Genomic DNA, 22,773 nt, shown 5'->3' on the forward strand with positions numbered 1-22,773 from the left:
CCCCTGGACACGCTGACATCCGGCGGCCGGACGGACCTCTCTTCCCCCATGGAGGTTCGCCCGGCCGCCGGACGCGTGTCCGGCGTGAGGTCGTCGTGCTTCCCTAGGCCCAGGCGGTCGTGGCCACGAACGAACTGTCCTGCCGGAAGAGATCGGTGCCGTCCGATGCGTCCACGCGCAGCTGGTAGTTGTAGTGGCGCAGGTAGTGGCCGGGGTAGTTGTACGACTCCAGCCGGACCGAACCGCTCGCGCTGCCCGTACGGGCGATGAAGGTCGCGTCCCTGGCGAACGTCGACGAGCCGTCGTTCGCGTCGAAACGGCCCCGGAAGTCCCAGTGCCGCAGGTAGTTGCCGGCGGCGTTGCGGAAGGAGTAACCGTTCCCGTCGGCGAGACCCGCCACGATCGTGAACGTGGACGCCTGCTTCTCCGCCGCGGTGCTGGACGAGGTCACCACGGGAAGGTTGAGCAGGGCGGACTGCTCCTGCCAGTAGCGGGTGGTGTAGTTGCCCGACCGGAGCGAACGGGTCACGCCCGTCGGCAGGCTCACCCCGCCGGACACCGTCTCCTTGATCACGGTGAAGTGGCGCGCGGTACCGGAGATGCCCGGCAGAGCCCGGGGCGCGCTCCAGGTGGCGAACGTGTCGTAGCTGTCGCTGTAGTAGTAACTGCCGTCGCCGTACCCGTCGAAGAAGATCCGCCACGCGCCGTTGTCGAGCTGGATCAGCGCGGCGCCCTCCCGGGTGCCGCCCCAGCCCGCCCAGTTGCCGGTCCGGCTGATGGTGTACGGCCCGGTGAGCGCGCCGGCCGTGGCGTACTCGATGTACTTCGACGTCTCGTTCTTCGTGAAGGCGTGGTACGTCGAGCCGGTCCGCACCACGAACGTGTCGATGTGGTTGGTGCCGATGCCGGACAGGGCGACCGGTGAACTCCACGCCGTGAGGCCCGAGTTGGTGGCCCGCAGCCGGTACGGGGTGAAGATCCACTCGTCGTTGGCGGTCGAGCAGGACACCAGGATGTTCACACTGCCGTCGCTGTCGACGAACCACTCCGGCGCCCACGCGCGCGAGAGATTGGTGATGGGGACCGGATAGTCGTACAGGAACGTCCAGTTGCTCCGGTCCGAGCTGCGGGCGAAGCCGATGGTGGTGCTGGTGTCCTGCCAGGTGTGGGTGGTGTAGGTGATGTAGTAGTAGCCGTCGGTGTGCTTGAAGATGCTGGCGTCCCGGATCCGGTTCGCCGGCGGGGTGTACGCGGAGGCCTTGAGGAGCCGGAAGTCCGTCGCGTCGTCCGACTGGTAGACGTTCACCGTGCCGTCGTTGCTGTTGAGGAACGGCACGATGGTGTAGCGGGTGGCGGAGCCGCTGGGCGGCGCCGCAGCCGTGGCCGAACCGAGCAGGCCCGGCAGCCCGCCCACGGCGAGGGCCGAGACCGGCACGGCGGCCATGGCCCGCAACAGGCTGCGGCGCGAGGGAGTGAAGGGCCGGGGCGTACCGGTCGTGTCCGGCGTCGGGGCGGATCCGGGGAATCCGGCGGGTCTGTCTGTCGTGATCATGTGCGGCTCTCCTAGGGGACGCGTGCCTGCCGTTCGTGGTGCGGTGGGGCTGGTGGGGCTGGTGGGGCTGGTGGGGCTGGTGGTGCGGACCTCGTGGACTCCGGGGTCGTCCGTCCCGGGGCCCACGAGGTGGTTCGGGTGCGGTGGTTCAGGAGGGCGGTTCAGGCGGCCGGTTCAGAACCTGGCGCCGATCGGCGTGCCGTCCCGTGGGACCAGGAAGTCCGGTGCCGGAGGGAGTGAGCCGTCGGATGCGCGCGGGCCGGTGAGGGCGCCCGGGTCCGTGCTCACGACCGATGATTCGCCCCAGGTGCCGCCCAGATCCCAGGAGTTGCCCGAGGACGTGGTCGTGGGGCCGAGGGCGGCGGCCCGGGAGTCCGCGACGGAGAGGTTGGCGGTGAGGACCGCCGTCCCGCCCGAGCCGTCCGCGTCGAAGCCCGTGCCCGTGTTGCGGAACGTCGTGTTGCGGCTCAGGGCGAGCGCACCGGGATTGCCGTTGTCGGTGACGCCGTGCGCCGCGTTCCGGTACGCGACCGAGTTGCGCAGGGTGTGGGCCACCGCCGGGGCCGGGCTCCCGCCGCCCAGCTTGAAGCCGTTGCCGTCGCCCGCGAAGTCGGGAAAGCCCCAGCGGTTGTAGCCGTTTCCGTACGCGACGGTGTTCTCCACCACGACCGGCGAGGTGAACTTCCAGGCGTCGTAACCGTCGTCCACGTTGTTCCACAGCCGCGCGCCCCGCACGATGTTGCCGCTCCCGCTGCCCTCCTTGACGGCCAGCCCGTCGGCGCTCTCGCCGTTCTTGCGGGGATCGCGGTTGCCGTAGCTGTCCAGGTTCAGGATCTGGTTGCCCGCCGAGGCGCCCTGGAGCTGGAAGCCGGACTCGTAGTTGTCGTGCGTGGTGAGACCGGAGAACACGTTGTTGTTGCAGCCGTCGCAGTAATAGCCGTACGGCCCGTTGACGATCTCCAGACCGGACACCCTCCAGTACGAGGCCTCCTGGTGGACGGCACCACGCTCGGCGCGCGGGATGCTGCCGCCGACCGGTGTATGACTGGCCGGCAGCTGTTCGCCGTCGATGACGACCCGTTCGCCCTGGTGGGCGCCCAGGGAGATCGGCTGCGACGCCGTTCCCGAAGTGGTGACGGTGATGTTGTCGGTCAGGGTGTAGGTGCCGCCGCGCACGGCGATGACGTCACCCGGCTTCGCCCTGTCGACGGCCTTCTGGATGGTCCGCAGCGGTTGTCCGAGTGTGCCCGCGGCGGAGTCGTCGCCGTCGACCGCCACCACGATGGTCGCCGCGGTCACCGCAGTCGGTGCGGTCGATGCGGCGGGAGCGGCCGGTGCCGCTGTCGCCTGAGCCGGGGTCACCACCGTCGCCAGTACGGCACTCAGTGCTGTCCCTGTGAGCATGCCCGCAGTGCGCACGAGGCCTCCTTGTCTGCCGATCCGTACGTTGTCGCGGATCAGTGGTCGCCCGCACCGGGTTGGTTGCCGAGAGTCGAGTCTGCGGAGAGGGGAGTCTGCGGAGAGAGGTGCCGATATATCGAACGAGGTTCGGTGAGCCGGTCAGAACGTAGAGCGCGGTCGTGACCACGTCAATAACTTCGGCAATCCCCGACCCGCTGGACATCCCCGGCCACTCGCGGCGCGGTTGTTTTCGCCGGGTTTGGCGCGGCGGCGTCCGGCTACCCGGACCATGTGTCAGTAACAGAGCTTCAGGAACTCGTTCGTTTCCTTGAGGACCGGTTCGCCTGCGCGCAGGCCTGCACCGAGTGCGCGAGGGCGTGTGCCCTGCGGGCGAGCCTCGCTGACATCGACGGTCCCGAGGATCAGCAGCTGATCCGGCGCAAGGGCATCCTGTGCACGGAGGTCTGCGACGCGACCTGCCGTCTCCTGGCGGAGCAGGTCACCCAGTCCGAGGACGCCATGCGCTCCCAGGTCGAGTGGTGCCGCACCGTATGCCTGGAAACCGCGCAGGTCTTCGACCTCGACTCCGGCTCGGGTTCCGGCTCCGGTTTCGGCTCCGGTTCCGGTTCCGGTTCCGAGGAGAGCGCTCAGGCCTGCCGCGACTGCGCCCGAGCCTGTACGGAATTCCTCGCCCGGCTGCGGTGACCCACCCGGCCGCGTCGCCGGCATTCCCTATTTCTGGAACACGTTCTACGGTGTGCGCCGTCAGGTCCGGGCGCCCGCGGCAGCGGGTCGGGGAACCAGGGAGGCGCCGTGCATCTCGAATACACGCCGGAGCAGCAGCGGTTGCGCACCGAACTGCGCGCCTATTTCGCCGAACTCGTACCGGACGACGTGCATGCCCGGTACGCCGACCCGGCCGCGCAGAAGCGCTTCTACCGTGACACCATCCGCCGGCTGGGCTCCGACGGCTGGCTGGGCGTCGGCTGGCCGAAGGAGTACGGCGGACGCGGGCTGACGCCGATGGAGCAGTTCATCTTCTTCGACGAGGCCGCCCAGGCCGGCGTACCGCTGCCGCTGATGGCGCTGAACACGGTCGGTCCGACCATCATGAAGTTCGGCACGGACGAGCAGAAGGAGTACTTCCTGCCGGGGATCCTCTCCGGCGAGATCGACTTCGCGATCGGCTACAGCGAGCCCGACGCGGGCACGGACCTGGCCGCCCTGAAGACGCGGGCGGTCAGGGAGGGAGACGTCGACAGCGGCCACTACACGGTCGACGGGCAGAAGATCTGGACGACGAACGGCGACACGGCCGACTGGGTGTGGCTCGCCGTGCGCACCGACCCCGACGCGCCGCCGCACAAGGGCATCACCATGCTCCTCGTGCCGACCTCCGACCCCGGCTACTCCTGCACGCTCATCAACACCCTCGCCTCCCACGACACCACCGCCAGCTACTACGAGAACATCCGCGTCCCCGCCTCCCGGCGCGTCGGCGAGGAGAACAAGGGCTGGCGGCTGATCACCGACCAGCTCAACCACGAGCGCGTCACGCTCGCCGCCCACGGCACCATGGCCATCCGCGCCCTGCACGACGTACAGCGCTGGGCGATGGAGACCAAACTCGCCGACGGCCGCCGCGTCGTCGACCTGCCCTGGGTGCGCCGGACCCTCGCCCGGACCCACATCAGGCTCGACGCGATGAAACTCCTCAACTGGCAGATGGTGAATGCCGTTCAGGAAGGCACCCTCACCCCGCAGGACGCCTCCGCGGTCAAGGTGTACGGGTCCGAGGCCCGCCGTGACGCGTACGCCTGGCTCATGGAGGTCGTCGCCACCGCGGGCGCCCTCAAGGACGGCTCGGCGGGCGCGGTCCTGCACGGCGATCTGGAGCGCGGCTACCGCTCGGCCGTCATCTTCACCTTCGGCGGCGGCAACAACGAGATCCAGCGCGAGATCATCTCGTGGATCGGGCTGGGGATGCCGAGGGTGCGGCGCTAGCCGATCCGTGGGCGGTCCCGTCAGATGCAGGTGCCTTCAAATGGACGTCAGATGGAGGTGCCGACGAGGAATTCGTCGTGGACCTCGCGGACGCGCGCGGTGACGTCGGCGGCGGCGAGCGGCCGGGGCGCGGCGGCGAACAACGCCGCCAGGCCTTCCACGCCCTCGTCGGCGCGAGGGCGCCACTTCGTCACCCAGCCGTCGAGCACCCCGGCCAGCTCCGGCCGCCGTTCGAGCGCGTACCCGGTCAGTGCCTGCGTCCAGTCCTGGCTGCGGCGCGCGTCCCTGGCGAACTCGGTGCACAACTCGGCGAGGAAACGGTCCCCGTTGGCCTCGGCCACCTGCCCGAACACGTCGTTGACGAGGGTGTCGACGGCGGGTTTGACCGCGAGGTTGAGCCCGGCGAAGGCCTCACCCCAGTCGTACGCGATCAGGAGGTGTTCCAGGGTCTGCCGCAGCGGCTGCCAGGCGGGGCCGTCCTCCCAGGCCCGGCGGGCGGTGGCGGTCCGCGCCAGGTCGTCGCCGTACGCGTCGGCCAGCACCCGGGTCCAGTAGGCGATCCGCTGGATCCGCCGCATCTCGTCGGCGGCCTGGAAGTGGGCGCAGTTGGTGATGTACGACGAGGGCGCCATCTGCCCGACGTACAGGGCGACCATCTGCAGCACGTGCAGCGGGAAGCGCAAGGGGACGAACAGCGTCCGTAACGTGTCCACCCAGCCGGGGTCGGCTGGTCCGGGGTCGGGCCGTCCGGGGTCCGCCTGTCCGGCCCCCGGCGTCGCCGCCGTCCCGTTCCCCTCGTACCGGTCGACGAGGGCGTCCAGATAGATCTCGCGGTCGTGCTGGAGCGCCACATAGTCGCGATACGTCAGCTTCGCGGGGTCGCGGAAGCCCTCCCAGTCGTCCACCTGGAAGGGCGACCCCTCCCGGTGCGCGAGGTACCACCGGTTCAGGGTCCACTCGGGGTCCATCTCGAAGGGCACCGGATCGCGCCGGAAGTGGTAGTGGAACCTGCCGGTGACCACCTCGTAGGGCGTCGGCCTGCGCCGGACGTCCCCGAACATGCTCCAGGTCCTCTGCTGTCGCCTGTTCGCCGCACCGGTCATCGCTCAGTCCTGCCTCTCCAGGTACCAGACCAACTGCTCCTCGGTCTGCTTGAGGCGCCCGGCGAACGCCGCCAGCGCGGGCTCCAGTTCACTCAGCGGGAACGCCCGGCCCAGCTCCTCCTCCAGGCTGGCGCGGGTCAGCACGCACCGCCGGGGAACACTGATCCGTACGTATCCGCCCTGATCGTCAACCGCCACCTCGGCGCCGGGATTGTCCTGCTCGATCGCGGCGGCCACGGCGTCGGCGAGATCGCCGTCGATGCCGCGGATCACGGGTCCCACCCGCTTGTCGGCGCTGGTGCCGGACACGGTCATCGTCTCGTCCTCACGCTTCTCGGGAGCTGTGGTGATGGGCCTCGCCGTCCTGCGGAATGCCGATCAGTACGGCGCCCGCGTCGGTGGCCCGGATCGCGTACCGGTGGAGCCGGCAGCCGGACGGGTTGATGCCCGCGCCGGAGCTCAGGTCGAACTCCCAGCCGTGTCCGGCGCAGGTGAGAGTGTTCTCCTCCTCGTCCCACTTGCCGTGGGCGAGCGGGAACTCCTGGTGCGGGCAGACCCCCTGGTACGCGGCGAAGGATCCGTCGACGTGGTGGACGACGAGCACCCGCTCACCGGCCACCTCGGCCTCCACGAGATCGCCCTCCCAGAGCCCCTCGGCCTCCGGCACGTCGAACCACCGCACCGGATCGTCACTCATGACGCGTACCCCACGACCACCACGTCCAGTGGCCGCACGCCCGCGCTCACCACGGTGGCGTCGTCGGGCAGCGTCCTCCCGTCGTGCCGGACCCGCAGCGGCCGGTCCTGCGCGGCCACACGGCGGTCGACCACATGGTGGGCCACCTTGTCGGCGACCACGGTCATCGGGTCCCCGTCGTCCACCGGTACCAGCAGCACCACCAGGTCCCCGTCGAACAGGGCCTGCAGAGGAAACAGCGCCATCGTCGAGTCTTCCCTTCCGTTCCCCTCGGTTCCGTCCCGGTCGTCGGCCCCGGTGTCAGCCGTGGGCGGCGGTGCGGTCGTGCGGCGCGGCGTGCGCCCAGGCGTAGTCGGTGGCGTCCCGGCCCATCTCCTCGGGCGAAAGCCCCATGTAGGCCAGCGCGCCTTCCATCGTCGGCGGCTGGATCTGCCCGCCTAGGAACCGGTCGATGACGGTGGTGTGCCCCTGGAACCGCTGGGGAGCCTGCTCGAAGACCCACTGGCAGGGTGCGGAGCAGAAGACGTACCGGCGCCCGTTCCGGTCGAGGATCCTCGGTAGCGGGCCGGCGAGTTTGCCCGCCCGGTATCCGGCGGGAGCGACCACCGGGACGTGGCACAGGTTGCAGATCATGGGGAACGTCTCGGGCAGGGTGGCCTCCGGACGGCCCGCCCGGAGGTTCGCGGCGATGACGTCCCAGTGCCCGCCGAAGGTGTCCTGCCAGCCCGGGTACTTCTCTTCGAGCCACTCCCGCTCCTCGGGAGCGACCCCCGCGTCGGGGTTCCACCACACGGTCGGGCGCCAGTACCAGATGCCGAGCTGCAGGGCGTGGTGGTACCAGTCGAGTTCGGGCAGGAAGTGCTCGTCCCAGTACCAGGGCTTCTCCAGGCCGAAGTCACGGAACTGGTCCAGGAACTGCTTGCAGATCCACTCCTGCATGAACTCCTTGAAGGAGTGGCCGCGGTGCTCCAGCGGCGTGTAGTAGTCCATCGACAGCCCGGTCAGCAGGGCGAAGAGCCGCCACGACCGCCAGAACATGTGGTCCACCAGCCGCTGCGCCACATCCTTGCGGCCGTGCTCCACCAGGAGCTTGATGGTCGGTTCGCCCTGCTGGGAGTGGCGGGCCTCGTCGGTCTGGATCGAGGAGATCAGCGCCCCGAAGTCCACGTCCCCGACCTTCATGGCGTCCGCCGCCATCCCGAGGAACTGCAGGTTGGTGAACCCGGTCTCGAACGTGAAGGTCAGCTGGACGGCCGTGGACACCGCGTCGTTCGCGGTGAACATGTCGTCGAACAGACTGCGGGCGGCGACCGCGCCCCACTCGTTCGTGTGCAGGGCCTTGTGCGCCCAGTCCGCCCGCGGCTCCTTGGCCAGCAGCCCGTAGGGGAAATAGGTCTGGATCTGGCCGTGGCGCATCTCGTCGAGGGTGCCGAACGTCGCCATGTTCCGCCACGCCGCCGCGCGCCCGAACCGGCCCATCCGGGACTCCGCGAGACTCGCCAGGTACTCCGGGATCGCGATCACGCCGTAGTGCGCGATGATCGCCGACTTCCACCCCGGATCCAGCTGCTCGTACACCTTCGACCGCCCGATGACGGCGTTGACCGCGTAGACACCGGCGTCCTTGCCGTACTGGTTGTGCACGTACTCCGGGTACGTGACCTTGTACGGCTCGTCCCACACCCACCACGCCTCGGCCGGCAGCCCGAAGCCGTCGGAGAGCTCGGCCGGCCAGACCTCCTCCTCCTTGACGTAGGACAGGGACCAGTTCATGTCACGGGTCAGGTCGTACCACTCGGAACGGGCAAGACGCGGCATGTGCCGTCTCCCTTCGTACGGGGTGCCGGCTCGTACCACCGGCTCGTGCCGATCGGTGACGTCCCCTCATGGCTATCACCGCGACGGTGCCCGCGCCATATGCAAGTCCATAAGCGCATAAGGCGGTTACGGTTGACCACATGGATGGGGAGCACACAGGTGTGGGGCACACAGGCGATCCGGGGCTGTTCGGTCCGGACTCCGTGACCTGGCAGCTGCACAGTGACCCCATGATGTGGGTCGCCGGGGTCCGCGCGCTCTACCTCCAGGCACTGCACCCGCGCGCGGTGCGCGGCGTCATGCAGAACTCCGACTTCCGCAAGGACGCCTGGGGCCGCCTGATGCGGACGGCCCACTTCGTCGGCACCACCACGTACGGCACGAAGGAGGCGGCCGAGAAGGCCGGTGCGCGCGTGCGCAGGATCCACACGATGCTCACGGCGACCGACCCCGGCACGGGGGAACGCTACGGCGTCGGCGAACCCGCGCTGCTGCTGTGGGTCCACTGCGCCGAGATCGACTCCTATCTGCACGTCCTGCGCCGCTCCGGCCTGCGGCTCACGGACGCGCAGGCCGACCGGTACATCGACGAACACCGCGTCAGCGCACGACTGGTGGGCCTCGACCCCGCCGACGTACCCTCCGACCAGGGAGAACTGGCCGCGTACTTCGAGAAGGTCCGCCCGGAACTGGCCGCCGGCCCGGAGGCGCGGGACGTGGACGACTTCCTGCGCAGACCGCCCGTGCACCCGCTGCTGGTCCCGGCGCGGGCCCTGCTGTGGCGCTGGGTGGCGCAGACCGCGTACGCCTCACTGCCGCCCCACGCCCATGAGTTGTACGGAAGATCCGTACGGTCGCCCCGGGCGGTGACCCGGCGGCTGCGCCTCACCGGCACCGTACTGCGCTGCGTTCCCGCACGTCTGCGCTGGCAACTGCCGCCCAAACACATTATCCGCGCCATGTCACGGCTCGGCCCCGGCTCGCGCCCCGCACCGTACAAAGTCGGACCATAGCTCGTCATACTTGGCGGGCCAGGGGAGGGCGGGTCCGGACGACGGGGGCGATCGCGGCAGATGGGGGAGACCAGGCTCATCCAGGGCCGGTACCGATTGCTCGACCTGATCGGTCGAGGCGGCATGGGAGAGGTGTGGCGGGCGCGGGACGAGTCGCTGGGCAGACAGGTCGCCGTCAAGTGCCTCAAACCGCTGGGGCACCATCAGGAGAACGCGTTCACACGGGTGCTGCGGGAGCGGTTCCGGCGCGAGGCGCGGGTGGCCGCGGCCCTCCAGCACCGCGGTGTGACCGTCGTCCACGACTTCGGCGAGTCCGACGGCGTCCTGTACCTGGTCATGGAGTTGCTCGACGGCCGCAATCTGAGCCAGCTCCTGGAGGACAACAAGCAGCATCCCCTGCCGGTCGGCGACATCGTGGACATCGCCGAACAGGTCGCCGCCGCCCTCGCCTACACCCACCAGCAGGGCATCGTGCACCGCGATCTGAAGCCCGCCAACATCATGCGGCTCGACGACGGCACGGTGAAGATCTGCGACTTCGGCATCGCCCGCCTCGGCCACGACATCGGCTTCACCTCACGCCTCACCGGCACCGGCATCGCCATGGGCACCCCGCACTACATGTCGCCCGAGCAGATCGGCGGCACCGAGGTCGACCAGCGCAGCGACCTCTACTCCTTCGGCTGCGTCCTGTACGAGATCGCCACCGGCGTCCCGCCGTTCGACCTCGACGACGCGTGGGCGGTCCTCGTCGGACACCGCGACACGGCGCCCGAGCCGCCGCGCAGCCACCGCGCCGAACTCCCCGAGTTCCTGGACCGGATCATCCTCGACCTGCTGGCCAAGGAGCCCGGACGGCGACCGCACGACGCCCGCGAACTGGGCCGCCGGATCGGCGCGGGCCGCACCACACCGGCGTATGTGCCGACCATGGTGTCGGCGCCCCCGCGGCCCGGGGCGGTGAGGTGGCCCGAGGTGCGGGAGTGGCCCGACGTGACGGGAGGCCCCGCTGCGACGGTACGTCCTGAAGAGGCGGGCGGGCCCGGGACGGCCGAGCGGCCCGTCTCCCGCGAGGCACGGCTGCCGTCCTGGACCCGCGGCATGACCACAGGGCACAAGGCGACCGGGACCGGCGCGGGACTGCGCGCCACACCGCCGGACGCCGCCGCGGGCCTCACCGGCGACTGGATCGCCCGCACCGACACGCGCGGCGCCCCTGACCCGCTGCCCGCCGAACGACCCGTACCGGCACCGGAGTTGCTGACCGCGCTCACCGGCCGCCACAACGCGGGGCTGAGCCTGGGACGGCTGAGCCGCTGGGAGGAGGCCGGCGAGGTGCACCGCGCCGTCGCCGCCGAACGCGAGCACGCCCTGGGTCCCGAGCACCCCGACACCCTGGCCAGCCGCTACGAGGTCGGCTTCACCCTCAGCCGCACGGGCCGCCCCGCCGACGCGCTGCGCGAGTACACGCACGTGGCCCGCACCAGGGAGCACGTGCTCGGACCCGAGCACCCGGACACCCTGGCCGCCCGCCAGGAAATGGCTTACGTACTAGGCCAGTTGGGGCGTCACTTCGACGCGCACCAGGTCTACACGGGCGTGCTCGCCACCCGGGAACGCGCCATGGGACCCGACCATCCGGACACCCTGCGCTGCCGCCACAACCTCGCCTTCAACCTCAGCAGGCTCGGACGCCTGGAGGACTCGTACCGGATGGCGAGCGACGTGGCCGCGGCCCGCGCCCGGGTGCTCGGCGCGAACCACCCCGACACCCTTGTCACCCGGTACGAAGTCGCTTACGCGCTGGGCCAGTTGGGGCGGTGGACCGAGGCGCTGGGCACCTACCAGGAGGTCGCCGGAGCGCGGGCGCAGGCCCTCGGGCCCGACCACCCGGACACGCTGGCCGCCCGCTACGAGGTCGGGATCAGCCTCGGCAGGCTCGGACACAGCACGCAGGCCCTGGAGCTGTACCGGGGGCTGATCGACGACCGGACCCGGGTGCACGGGCCCGCCCACCCCGAGACCCTGCGCGCCCGGCACGGCCTCGGGGTCAACCTCGGGCGGCTCGGCCGGTGGGAGGAGGCGCTCGCCGAGTCCCGTGACGTGTGCGCCATCCGGGAGCGGGTCCTCGGGCCCGACCACCCGGACACCCTGGTGAGCCGTCGCGAGGTCGCCGTCGGGCTCGGGTGGCTCGGGCGCTGGGGGGACGCGCTCGCGGAGTACCGGCAGGTGGCCGGGGCGCGTGAGCGGGTGCTCGGCGCCGACCATCCCGATGCGCTGGCCAGCCGGAATGACGAGGCGCACTGTCTGGAGCAGTTGGGGCGGGCGGGGGAGGCGGCTTCGTTGTACCGGAGGGTGGCTGCTCTGCGGCAGCAGCGGGTTTCCGGGGCCTGGTGAGGCACCGGGCTGTCTTTCGGTTCACGTGGGGCTGCGCCCCCCGGCCCCCGGTTGTTCTTCGGGTGCGGGCCGGTGGGGGCTCGTCGCGCAGTTCCCCGCGCCCCTGGGGTGGGTGGGGGCCGGGCGGGTTCTTTTGGGTGCGGACCGGCTGTGGCTGGTCGCGCAGTTCCCCGCGGCCCTTAGGGGCCGGGGCGCCCCCACATGGGGGTCCGCCGGGTGCGTGTGGGGGTGGTCGGTGTGGATCTTTGTGTGTTACCTAGGGGGATGGGTGCTCACGAGGGATACCGGGAACACGACGTCGTCATTGTCGGCGGAGGGCACAACGGGCTGGTGGCCGCCGCCTATCTGGCCCGCGCCGGGAAGTCCGTGCTCGTTCTGGAGCGGCTGGCGAACACCGGCGGCGCCGCCGTGTCGACGCGGCCGTTCGCCGGGGTCGACGCCCGGCTGTCGCGCTACTCCTATCTGGTCAGTCTGCTGCCCCGGAAGATCGTCCGGGATCTGGGCCTCGACTTCCGGGTCCGCGGCCGCAACGTGTCCTCGTACACCCCCACCGAGCGCGGCGGCAGGCCCGCCGGACTGCTCGTCGGGGGCGGCGAGCGGCGCACCCGGGAGGCCTTCGCCAAGCTCACCGGCTCGGGCAGCGAGTACCAGGCCTGGCAGCGCTTCTACGGCATGACCGGCCGCCTCGCCAAGAAGGTCTTCCCCACCCTCACCGAACCGCTCCCCACCCGCGACGAGCTGCGCCGCCGCATCGACGACGAGGACGCCTGGCGCATCCTCTTCGAGGAGCCGCTGGGGATCGCCGTCGAGGACACCTTCGCCGACGACCTCGTCCGCGGAGTCGTCCTCACCGACGCCCTCATCGGCACCTTCGCCGACGCCCACGACCCGACCCTGCGACAGAACCGCTGCTTCCTCTACCACGTGATCGGCGGCGGCACCGGAGCCTGGGACGTCCCGGTCGGCGGCATGGGCGCCCTCACCCACGCGCTGGCCACCGCCGCCCGCAACGCCGGCGCGGTCCTCGCCACCGGACACGAGGTGCTGCGGGTGGAGACCGACGGACGCGCCGCCGAGGTCACCTACCGGACCGCCGACGGCGAGGGAACCGTCGCCGCCCGGCACGTGCTCGTCAACGCCTCCCCGCAGGAACTCGCACGGCTGACCGGCGACGAACCGCCCACCCCCGCCGAGGGCGCCCAGCTCAAGGTCAACATGCTCCTGAAGCGGCTGCCCCGGCTACGCGACACCTCCGTCGACCCGCGCGAGGCCTTCGCCGGGACCTTCCACATCGCCGAGGGGTACGAGCAGCTGGCGACCGCGCACGCGCAGGCCTCGTCCGGTGTGCTGCCCGAGGCGCCGCCCTCCGAGATCTACTGCCATTCGCTGACCGACCCCACGATCCTGGGCCCCGACCTGCAACAGCAGGGCTACCACACGCTCACCCTCTTCGGCCTGCACACTCCGGCCCGGCTCTTCGCCGAGGACAACGACGGCGTACGCCGCGAACTGCTGAAGTCGACCCTCGCGCAACTGGACGCACACCTCGTCGAACCGATCGTCGACTGCCTGGCGACCGACGGGGACGGCCGCCTGTGCATCGAGGCCAAGACCCCCCTCGACCTGGAACGCGATCTGCGGCTCCCCGGCGGCAACATCTTCCACCGCGACCTCGCCTTCCCGCACACCCAGGAGGAGACGGGCCGCTGGGGCGTCGAGACCGCCCACCCCAACATCCTCCTCTGCGGCGCGGGCGCGGTACGCGGCGGAGGCGTGAGCGGAGTCCCCGGCCACAACGCCGCAATGGCCCTCCTGGAAGCCCCGTAGCGCCGCCTGAGAGGCGCGGGGCCGGCGGCGGTTCAGGGGCGCGGGGAACGGCGCGGGCAACCCCCACCGACCCGCAGTCGCATCTGCGACGGATGGGCTGGCGGCGGGGGCGGGTTGAGGGGCGCGGGGAACGGCGCGGGCCACCCCCGCCGACCCGCAGTCGCATCTGCGACGGATGGGTCGGCGGCGGGGGCGGTTTGAGGGGCGCGGGGAACGGCGCGAGCAACCCCCGCCGACCCGCAGCCGCATCCGCTACGGATGGACTGACGGCGGACGCGGCTGCAGTTCATGGGGCCCGGGCCGCCCCCTCCGTACGCTCAGTCCGAGGACGCCACCCACCCCACGGCCTCGACGCGCGCCGAGTCCGCCGGACGGCCGTCGTCGAACAGGACACGCCCGTCGTCACCGACCCGCAGCGCGTCCACGTACGCGCCGCGCCCCACGTACAGCCGGTCCGTCGTGTACCGCCACCGCAGGACGAGCCGCGCGGCAGCGGGAAGGTCCGCGCCGACGCGGTGCCACACCCGGCCGGACCAGCCGGTCACCGACCCGGCGGGATGCCCGGCGGGCTCCTCGCCGTCGCGGACGGTCGTGAACGGCACCGCCCGCCACGTCTCCCCGCCGTCCGCCGACGACTCCAGGAAAAGCGCGTCGGCCTGCGGTTCGGTGTCCCACCACAGCGCGCACCGCAGCCGCCCGCCGGTGCCCACGTCCAGCGCGGGCAGCGTCAGCGTCGCGGAGGCCGCGGTCGCCATGCCGGAGAACCAGGCCGTACGCCCCCGCGCGGGCCGGACCGGAACAGCGCGCGCCAAATTGTTGGCGGCGGCGACCCGGGGAGCCGAACCGGAGCGCCAACTGCGCACCGGATGGACGGAGTTGCCGAGGAGGACGAGGAACGAGTCGGTCGTCGGGTCGAGGACGAGCGACGTCCCCGTGAAGCCCGTGTGCCCCGCGGTGCGCGGAGTGGCCATCGCGCCCATGTACCAGTGCTGGTAGAGCTCGAACCCGAGACCGTGCTCGTCGCCCGGGAAGGCCGTGTTGAAGTCGGTGAACATCAGGTCCACGGACGCGGGCTCCAGGATGCGCGCCCTCCCGTACACCCCGCCGTTGAGCAGCGTCCGGCCGAGGACCGCCAGGTCCCACGCGGTGGAGAAGACACCGGCGTGTCCTGCGACACCGCCCAGGCTGTACGCGTTCTCGTCGTGCACCTCGCCCCATACGAGCCCCCGGTCGAGCCCGGACCACGGCTTGCGGGCGTCCTCGGTGGCGGCGATCTTCGGCTTCCAGGAGGCCGGCGGGTTGTAGCGGGTGCGGTGCATGCCGAGCGGCGCGGTGATCTCGGTGCGGAGCAGGACGTCCAGGGCGCGTCCGGTGATCTTCTCCATGACCAGCTGCAGCGAGATCAGATTGAGGTCCGAGTAGAGGTACTCGGTACCCGGCGCGTTGAGAGGTGCCTCCTTCCAGATGAGCTGGAGCTTCTCCTCGTACGTCGGCGCGCTGTAGAGCGGGATCCAGGCACGGAACCCCGAGGTGTGGGTGAGCAGTTGGCGGATCGTGATGTCCTGCTTGCCCGCGCCGGCGAAGTCGGGGAGGTACGAGGCGACCTTGCCCTCAAGCTCCAGCGTGCCGCGCTCGATCTGCTGCACGGCGAGGATCGACGTGAACAGCTTGGACACCGAGGCGAGATCGAAGACCGTGTCCTCGGCCATCGCGATCTGCCGCTCCGCGGGGAACTCCACGGCGGTGTCGGTCTTCTCGTGGTACGCCGAGTAGCGCACCGCCTTGCCGATCGGCTCGTGCAGCGCGACCGTACCGCCGCGGCCCGCGAGCAGCACGGCACCCGCGAACCAGGGGTACTTGGGGGAGGGGGCGAGGAACGTCTGTGCGTCGGTGACGAGTTGGCGCAGCGGGCCGGGGAGCAGACCGGCGCGTTCGGCGGAGCCATGGCGCAGGGTCGGGTGCTGGTGGCCGGCTCCGTCGCTCTTCGCCGGGCCGGGCGCCGCCGATGCCGCGGGCAGAGGCGCCAGGATCAACGCGCCTCCCAACGCCGTCAGACCTCGCCCCACTTGACGGCGGGTCGGCCCGCTGCCCGCTCTGTCCCCCGTCGATGACATCGATGCCATTGAAGAGCCTCCCGTCGCACCGCCTGAAAATATCTTTCCGCCCGCACTGTGCCCGGTGAAACTTTTGTGTCAGAGGAGGGCGGTGTCAACGGTGGCGCCCCGACTCGTACGCGGTCCAAAAAACTGACGGGTCATCAGAAAAGGTCTTCCCTCGTCCACAGGACTGCGGCATCCTGCGCCCATGCAGACGGAGCTGAGCAAGAAACTGGGAGTCGAGCACGCCCTCTTCGGCTTCACGCCGTTCCCCGCCGTCGCCGCTGCCATCAGCCGGGCCGGTGGATTCGGTGTGCTCGGCGCGGTCCGCTACACCGACCCCGACGAGCTCAAACGGGACCTCGACTGGATCGAGGCACACGTCGACTCGATGCCGTACGGGCTGGATGTCGTCATGCCCGCCAAGAAGGTCGAGGGTGTCACCGAGGCCGACGTCGAGGCGATGATCCCCGAGGGCCACCGCCAGTACGTCAGGGACACCCTGGCCAAGTACGCAGTCCCCGAACTCGACGAGGGCGAGGCCTCCGGCTGGCGGATCAGCGGCTGGATGGAACAGGTCGCCCGCACCCAGCTGGACGTCGCCTTCGACTATCCGATCAAGCTGCTGGCCAACGCGCTCGGCTCGCCGCCCGCCGACGTCATCGAGCGCGCCCACGAGAAGGGCGTGCTCGTCGCCGCCCTCGCGGGCAGCGCCCGGCACGCGCGCAAGCACGCCGAGGCGGGCATCGACATCGTCGTCGCCCAGGGCTACGAGGGCGGCGGCCACACCGGCGAGATCGGCTCCATGGTGCTCACCCCCGAGGTCGTCGAAGCCGTGGCACCCCTGCCCGTGCTCGCCGCGGGGGGCATCGGCAGCGGACAGCAGATGGCCGCCGCGCTCACACTCGGCGCCCAGGGTGTGTGGCTCGGCTCCATATGGCTGACCACCACAGAGGCCGATATGCACTCGCGCGCCGTGACCCGGAAACTCCTCGCCGCCGGGTCGGGCGACACGGTCCGCTCGCGCGCGCTGACCGGGAAACCCGCACGGCAGCTGCGCACCGAGTGGACCGATGCCTGGGACGACCCGAACGGCCCCGGCACGCTTCCCATGCCGCTGCAGGGACTCCTGGTCGCCGAGGCGCTCTCACGGATCCAGAAGCACGAGGTGGAACCCCTGCTCGGCACACCTGTGGGACAGATCGTCGGCCGCATGAACAGTGAACGGGCCGTCCAGGAGGTCGTCGACGACCTCACCCGCGGCTTCGAGGAGGCCGTGGACCGACTCGACCGCATCGCCGGAAGGAGCCACGAGTGAGCCAGCCCCCCAACGGTTTCTGGTCCCAGGCCACCGCCGACCCCGAACGCGTCGTGCTCGTCGCGACCGACGGCGAGGAGTGGACCGCCGGACGGCTGCACGCCGAGGCCAACCGCCTGGTCCACGGACTGCGCGCCGCCGGACTCGAACGCGGCGACTCCTTCGCCGTCGTGCTGCCCAACGGCGTCGAGTTCCTCACCGTCTATCTCGCCGCCTCCCAGGCCGGCTTCTACCTCGTGCCCGTCAACCACCATCTGGTCGGCCCCGAGATCGCCTGGATCGTCGCCGACTCCGGGGCCAGGGCGCTCATCGCGCACGAGCGGTTCGGCGCCGCGGCGCGCCACGCGGCCGACGAGGCGAAGCTCCCCGCGGACCGGCGGTACGCGGTCGGCACGGCCGGTGCGGCCGGTGCGATCGAGGGGTTCCGGCCGTACGGCGACCTCCTCGACGGGCAGCCCGGCACCGTGCCCGCGGACCGGACACTCGGCTGGGTCATGAACTACACCTCCGGCACCACGGGGCGTCCGCGCGGCATACGCCGCCCGCTGCCCGGCAAGCTCCCCGAGGAGACGTATCTCGGCGGTTTCCTCGGCATCTTCGGGATCAAGCCGTTCGACGGCAATGTGCATCTGGTGTGCTCGCCGCTCTACCACACGGCGGTCCTGCAGTTCGCGGGCGCGTCCCTGCACATCGGCCACCGGCTGGTGCTGATGGACAAGTGGACGCCCGAGGAGATGCTCCGGCTCATCGACACCCATCAGTGCACCCACACCCATATGGTGCCGACCCAGTTCCACCGCCTGCTGGCGTTGCCGCAACACACCAGAGAGGCGTACGACGTGTCGTCCATGCGGCACGCCATCCATGGTGCCGCCCCCTGCCCGGACCACGTGAAACGGGCCATGATCGAGTGGTGGGGCGACAGCGTCGAGGAGTACTACGCGGCCAGTGAGGGCGGTGGGGCCTTCGCCACCGCCGAGGACTGGCTGAAGAAGCCCGGCACGGTCGGCAAGGCCTGGCCGATCAGCGAACTCGCCGTCTTCGACGACGACGGGAACCGGCTGCCGCCCGGTGAACTCGGCACCGTCTACATGAAGATGAGCACCGGCGGATTCTCGTACCACAAGGACGAGACCAAGACGAGGAAGAACCGCATCGGGGACTTCTTCACCGTCGGCGACCTGGGATTTCTCGACGAGGACGGCTATCTCTTCCTCCGCGACCGCAAGATCGACATGATCATCTCGGGCGGGGTCAACATCTATCCCGCCGAGATCGAGGCCGCGCTCCTCACCCACCCCGCCGTCGCCGACGCGGCCGCCTTCGGGATCCCGCACGACGACTGGGGCGAGGCGGTGAAGGCGGTCGTCGAACCCGCTCCCGGCTTCGAGGCGGGCGAGGCGCTGGCCGCCCGGATCCTCGAACACTGCGCGCAGCAACTCGCCGGGTACAAGCGCCCGGGGAGCGTCGACTTCATCGATACGATGCCGCGCGACCCGAACGGGAAGCTGTACAAACGACGGCTACGGGACCCGTACTGGGAGGGTCGTACGCGACCGGTGTGAGGCCTCGGCGCGGATGTGGTCCGGTGCCATGTGGTCCGGCGCCATGTGGCCCCATGCCACGAGGAAGGGGACCACATGTGCTCCGGCCCTGTGTGGTCCCATGCCACAAGAGACCGTCCACACCGCCCGTTCCGGAGCCCGTGCCGCCCGGCTTGACCTGCGACCTGGACGGAACCAGGATCAAGTCCCATGACGCCTGGACACGGCAGCACGGTTGACGGGGTGCTGCGACGCACCGCCCGGCGCACCCCGGCCCGCCTCGCGGTCACCTACCGCGAACGCACCTGGACCTACGCCGAACTCGACGAGGCCGTCTCCCGCGCGGCCGGGGTCCTGCGCTCCTCGGGACTCGTGCCGGGCGACCGCGTCGGCGCCTACGGGCACAACTCCGACGCGTACCTCATCGGCTTCCTGGCCTGCGCCCGCGCCGGGCTCGTCCATGTGCCGGTGAACCAGAACCTCACCGGCGACGATCTCGCGTACATCGTCGGTCAGTCGGGCAGCACACTGGTCCTGGCCGACCCGGACCTCGCGGACCGGCTCCCCGACGGCGTACGGGTGCTGCCGCTGCGTGACGCCGAGGACTCGCTGCTCGCCCGGCTGGAGTCGACGCCCGCCTACGACGGCCCCGAGCCGCGCACCGAGGACCTGGTGCAGCTGCTCTACACCTCGGGCACGACAGCCCTGCCCAAGGGCGCGATGCTGACCCATCGCGCGCTGGTGCACGAATACCTGAGCGCGATCACCGCCCTCGACCTGAGTGCGGGCGATCTGCCCGTGCACTCGCTGCCGCTCTACCACTCGGCGCAGATGCACGTGTTCCTGCTGCCGTACCTCGCGGTCGGCGCCTCCAACACCATCCTCGACGCCCCCGACGGGGACCAGTTGTTCGACCTCGTGGAGGCCGGCCGGGCGGACAGCCTCTTCGCGCCGCCCACCGTGTGGATCGGTCTGTCGAACCGCCCCGACTTCGCGACCCGCGACCTGAGCGGACTGCGCAAGGCGTACTACGGGGCGTCGATCATGCCGGTGCCCGTACTGGAACGGCTGCGGGCCCGGCTGCCGAAGCTGGCCTTCTACAACTGCTTCGGCCAGAGCGAGATCGGCCCGCTGTCCATGGTGCTGGGGCCGCACGAGCACAGGAAGAAGCGGATGGACTCCTGCGGGCGTCCGGTGCTCTTCGTGGACGCGCGAGTGGTCGACGAGGACGGCAAGGACGTGCCCGACGGCACCTCCGGTGAGGTCGTCTACCGGTCGCCGCAGCTCTGCGAGGGCTACTGGGACAAGCCCGAGGAGACGGCCGAGGCCTTCCGGGACGGCTGGTTCCACTCCGGGGATCTCGTGGTGCGGGATGCCGAGGGGTACTACACCGTCGTCGACCGGGTGAAGGACGTCATCAACTCCGGGGGCGTACTCGTCGCTTCACGGCAGGTCGAGGACGCGCTCTACACCCACCCCGAGGTGGCCGAGGCCGCGGTGGTCGGCCTCCCGGACGAGCGGTGGATCGAGGCCGTCACCGCGGTCGTCGTACGCCGAGGCGAGGTCACGGAGGACGAACTGCTCGCCCACGCCCGGGAGAAGCTCGCCCACTTCAAGGCGCCCAAGCGGGTGGTGTTCGTGGACGAGCTGCCGCGCAACGCGAGCGGGAAGATCCTCAAGCGGGAGCTGCGGGACCGGTTCGGGGAGGATTCCCAGCCGGCGGCCCCTGGTGACCTTGACTCGCCGGTGACCGAATCTTTGCCGGGCGAACCCCCGGCCCACTGAACTGAACCCGCTGGTGGGCCGTACCAGTTACGTTATGGCGGTCCGGCCACCCGAGCCTGGTCCGCCCAGCCACCACAGGGTTTCGCACGGAAGGACCTTCGGGTTGTCTAGCACCACGAACTCTCACCAGTTGCCGGACCTGGACCGGACAACCCCGAAGGAACCCGAGATGCCCGAGGCAGCGCCTCCGGCGGACAGCACGCCCGCGAAGAAGGCGGACACGCCCGCAGGAAACGCGGAGCCGGCCGCCGAACAGCCGGACCCGGCCACCGCCGACGAGGCCGGGACGCCCGCCGGGACTGCGGAGCCGCCGATCGGCGCGGCCGTCGCCCCGGCCGAGGCCGCGGGCGAAGAGGCCTCCGCCGGGCAGGACGCGGCGACACCCGCCGAGGCGGACATATCCACCGACGCGGATGCGTCCGCCGTCGGGGAAGCCCGCGCGACCGCAGGCGAGGACACCCCCGACGTCGCAGGCGAGGGCACGTCCCCGGACGCCGGCGAGAACGCGCCCGCCGTCCCCGACGCCGGCGGGACGTCGGAGGCACCCCCCGCCCCCCGCGGCTGGCGCGCCAAGCACCCCGGCGCCGCCCGGACCGTGACCTACACGGTCACCACCCTCGCCGCCCTGCTCGTGCTCTTCGCGCTGCTCATGCCGAACGACCCCGACCGCTTCCGGCCGGCCGTGTTCCTCCGGCTGCCGGTGGAGGCGATCTTCGGCGCGGCCGTCCTCATGGTCCTGCCGAAGACGCTGAGGCTGATCACGGCCGTCCTCGCCGGTCTGAGCCTGGGCGCGATGACCGTCCTGAACCTCCTCGACCTCGGCTTCAACGAATTCCTCGGACGCGGCTTCAACCTCGTACTCGACTGGGTCCTGTTCGACGACGCCCGGACGTACCTTGAGGACTCGATGGGCAAGACCGGCGCGGTCGGCGTCGTCATCGCGGTCATCGTGCTCGTCGTCGCCATCTTCGCGCTGATGGCGCTCTCCGTCGTCCGGCTCGCCAACCTGCTGGCCCGCCAGAGCGGCCGGGCGACCCGTGCCACGCTGGTCGCCGGCACGGTCTGGGTGGCCTGCTCGGCGCTCGGCGTGCAGTTCGCGGGGGTGCAGTTCGCGGCCCGCAGCACCGCGGGAGCCGTCCAGAACCGGGTGGACCGGGTGCAGGCGACCCTCAAGGACGAGGCGGAGTTCGCCAAGATCGCCAAGAAGGACAAGTTCGCGAAGACGCCGCCGGACCAGCTCGTCCCCGATCTGCGCGGCAAGGACGTCATCTTCGCGTTCATCGAGAGTTACGGCCGCAGCGCCATCGAGGACCCGGTCATGGCGCCCGGGGTCGACGCCGTGCTCGACGCCAAGACGGCCGAGCTGACCGAGGCCGGTTACGCGGCCGAGAGCGGCTGGCTCACCTCGGCCACGTACGGCGGCAGCAGCTGGCTCGGGCACTCCACGTTCCTGTCCGGACTGTGGATCAGCAACCAGGCCCGCTACCGCACCGTCACCGCCGGCGACCACCTGACGCTCACCGGCGCCTTCCAGCGCACCGGCGACTGGCGGACCGTGGGCATCATGCCCGGCGTCCAGAAGAGCTGGCCCGAGGGCTCGTTCTACGGCCTCGACAACGTCTACGACTCACGGGAACTCGGCTACAAGGGACCCAAGTTCAGCTGGTCGACCATGCCCGACCAGTACGCCCTCAGCGCCTACCAGCGCCTTGAGCACGGCAAGAAGCGCGACAAGCCGCTGATGTCGGAGATCATCCTGACCTCCAGCCACCAGCCCTGGGCGCCGATCCCCAGGACGATCCCCTGGGACGAGGTCGGCGACGGCTCGGTCTACAAGGACATCCAGAAGGAGGGCAAGAAGCCCGCGGACGTCTTCTACGACTCGACCAAGGTCAAGGAGGAGTACGGCAAGTCCGTCGAGTACTCCGTGACCAGCCTCATCGACTACGTCGTCAAGTACGGCGACAAGAACACCGTGCTGGTCTTCCTGGGCGACCACCAGCCCCTGGCCAGGGTGAGCGGCGACCACGCCAGCCGGGACGTGCCGGTGTCGATCGTCGCCCACGACAAGTCCGTACTCGACAAGATCGACGACTGGAACTGGACGGAGGGCCTCAAGCCCGACGACACGGCCCCGGTCTGGCGGATGGACTCCTTCCGCGACCGCTTCCTGACGGCGTACGGCTCGACACCCCACCCGTAGCCCACACGCATGTGG

At 70.7% G+C, this 22,773-nt stretch carries 17 protein-coding genes; 9 read left to right on the top strand and 8 right to left on the bottom strand.

Features of this window, described 5'->3' with window-relative positions; all coding sequences use genetic code 11:
* Window positions 1-103 precede the first annotated feature (103 nt).
* Both ACFWGJ_RS24540 and ACFWGJ_RS24545 read right to left on the bottom strand, forming a co-directional pair.
* On the bottom strand, window positions 104-1,444 hold the full coding sequence (locus ACFWGJ_RS24540) for an AbfB domain-containing protein (protein WP_387328275.1): 1,341 nt from the start codon (window positions 1,442-1,444) through the stop codon (window positions 104-106).
* Between the two features lie 282 nt (window positions 1,445-1,726).
* Window positions 1,727-2,971: a right-handed parallel beta-helix repeat-containing protein gene (locus ACFWGJ_RS24545; protein WP_387328227.1), complete on the bottom strand. Its 1,245-nt coding sequence runs from the start codon at window positions 2,969-2,971 to the stop codon at window positions 1,727-1,729.
* Between the two features lie 273 nt (window positions 2,972-3,244).
* Here ACFWGJ_RS24545 and ACFWGJ_RS24550 point away from each other — a divergent pair, with 273 nt between their 5' ends.
* On the top strand, window positions 3,245-3,658 hold the full coding sequence (locus tag ACFWGJ_RS24550) for a four-helix bundle copper-binding protein (RefSeq protein WP_387328230.1): 414 nt from the start codon (window positions 3,245-3,247) through the stop codon (window positions 3,656-3,658).
* Between the two features lie 108 nt (window positions 3,659-3,766).
* Window positions 3,767-4,957, top strand: coding sequence for an acyl-CoA dehydrogenase family protein (locus tag ACFWGJ_RS24555; RefSeq protein ID WP_387328233.1), 1,191 nt, complete (start codon window positions 3,767-3,769; stop codon window positions 4,955-4,957).
* Window positions 4,958-5,004: 47 nt separating this feature from the next.
* Here the strand turns inward: ACFWGJ_RS24555 and ACFWGJ_RS24560 are convergent, their stop codons facing one another.
* The 5 genes from ACFWGJ_RS24560 to ACFWGJ_RS24580 are packed head-to-tail and all read right to left on the bottom strand — an operon-like array spanning window position 5,005 to window position 8,575.
* The gene (locus ACFWGJ_RS24560; protein ID WP_387328236.1) at window positions 5,005-6,018 is read right to left on the bottom strand and encodes a hypothetical protein; all 1,014 of its coding nucleotides are present in this window, start codon (window positions 6,016-6,018) and stop codon (window positions 5,005-5,007) included.
* Between the two features lie 45 nt (window positions 6,019-6,063).
* Window positions 6,064-6,375 carry an MmoB/DmpM family protein gene (locus tag ACFWGJ_RS24565; protein WP_387328239.1) on the bottom strand — a complete coding sequence of 104 codons (312 nt, stop codon included), beginning with the start codon at window positions 6,373-6,375 and terminating at the stop codon, window positions 6,064-6,066.
* Between the two features lie 10 nt (window positions 6,376-6,385).
* Window positions 6,386-6,757, bottom strand: a complete 372-nt coding sequence (locus ACFWGJ_RS24570; protein WP_387328242.1) for a Rieske 2Fe-2S domain-containing protein — start codon at window positions 6,755-6,757, stop codon at window positions 6,386-6,388.
* Window positions 6,754-7,002, bottom strand: coding sequence for a toluene-4-monooxygenase system B family protein (locus ACFWGJ_RS24575; protein ID WP_387328245.1), 249 nt, complete (start codon window positions 7,000-7,002; stop codon window positions 6,754-6,756). Before ACFWGJ_RS24575 ends, ACFWGJ_RS24570 begins: the two co-directional genes overlap by 4 nt.
* 55 nt (window positions 7,003-7,057) lie before the next feature.
* Window positions 7,058-8,575 carry a toluene monooxygenase gene (locus ACFWGJ_RS24580; protein WP_387328248.1) on the bottom strand — a complete coding sequence of 506 codons (1,518 nt, stop codon included), beginning with the start codon at window positions 8,573-8,575 and terminating at the stop codon, window positions 7,058-7,060.
* Between the two features lie 140 nt (window positions 8,576-8,715).
* On the opposite strand from ACFWGJ_RS24580, the gene ACFWGJ_RS24585 reads away from it, so the two are divergent.
* The 3 genes from ACFWGJ_RS24585 (at window position 8,716) to ACFWGJ_RS24595 (ending at window position 13,812) form a co-directional block, all read left to right on the top strand.
* Window positions 8,716-9,588 (top strand): oxygenase MpaB family protein, encoded by an 873-nt coding sequence (locus ACFWGJ_RS24585; RefSeq protein WP_387328251.1) that lies wholly within the window; start codon window positions 8,716-8,718, stop codon window positions 9,586-9,588.
* A gap of 60 nt (window positions 9,589-9,648) precedes the next feature.
* Entirely contained in the window at window positions 9,649-11,985 is a 2,337-nt protein-coding gene (locus ACFWGJ_RS24590; RefSeq protein ID WP_387328255.1) for a tetratricopeptide repeat protein, read from the top strand.
* 264 nt (window positions 11,986-12,249) lie between these two features.
* The gene (locus ACFWGJ_RS24595; RefSeq protein ID WP_387328258.1) at window positions 12,250-13,812 is read left to right on the top strand and encodes a phytoene desaturase family protein; all 1,563 of its coding nucleotides are present in this window, start codon (window positions 12,250-12,252) and stop codon (window positions 13,810-13,812) included.
* A gap of 317 nt (window positions 13,813-14,129) precedes the next feature.
* On the opposite strand, the gene ACFWGJ_RS24600 is transcribed toward ACFWGJ_RS24595, so the two are convergent.
* Window positions 14,130-15,935, bottom strand: coding sequence for a serine hydrolase (locus ACFWGJ_RS24600; RefSeq protein WP_387328261.1), 1,806 nt, complete (start codon window positions 15,933-15,935; stop codon window positions 14,130-14,132).
* 181 nt (window positions 15,936-16,116) lie between these two features.
* Between ACFWGJ_RS24600 and ACFWGJ_RS24605 the strand changes: the two genes are divergently transcribed.
* The 4 genes from ACFWGJ_RS24605 (at window position 16,117) to ACFWGJ_RS24620 (ending at window position 22,758) form a co-directional block, all read left to right on the top strand.
* A complete protein-coding gene (locus tag ACFWGJ_RS24605; RefSeq protein WP_387328263.1) occupies window positions 16,117-17,226 on the top strand; it encodes an NAD(P)H-dependent flavin oxidoreductase in 1,110 nt (369 codons plus the stop codon).
* Window positions 17,223-18,791, top strand: coding sequence for an acyl-CoA synthetase (locus tag ACFWGJ_RS24610; RefSeq protein WP_387328266.1), 1,569 nt, complete (start codon window positions 17,223-17,225; stop codon window positions 18,789-18,791). Before ACFWGJ_RS24605 ends, ACFWGJ_RS24610 begins: the two co-directional genes overlap by 4 nt.
* A gap of 189 nt (window positions 18,792-18,980) precedes the next feature.
* Entirely contained in the window at window positions 18,981-20,555 is a 1,575-nt protein-coding gene (locus ACFWGJ_RS24615) for an acyl-CoA synthetase (RefSeq protein ID WP_387328269.1), read from the top strand.
* 169 nt (window positions 20,556-20,724) lie between these two features.
* Window positions 20,725-22,758 (top strand): sulfatase, encoded by a 2,034-nt coding sequence (locus ACFWGJ_RS24620; RefSeq protein ID WP_387328272.1) that lies wholly within the window; start codon window positions 20,725-20,727, stop codon window positions 22,756-22,758.
* The last annotated feature ends 15 nt before the right edge of the window (window positions 22,759-22,773 follow it).

It is taken from the genome of Streptomyces sp. NPDC060205 (assembly GCF_042728395.1).
In the GTDB taxonomy this organism is placed as follows: domain Bacteria; phylum Actinomycetota; class Actinomycetes; order Streptomycetales; family Streptomycetaceae; genus Streptomyces.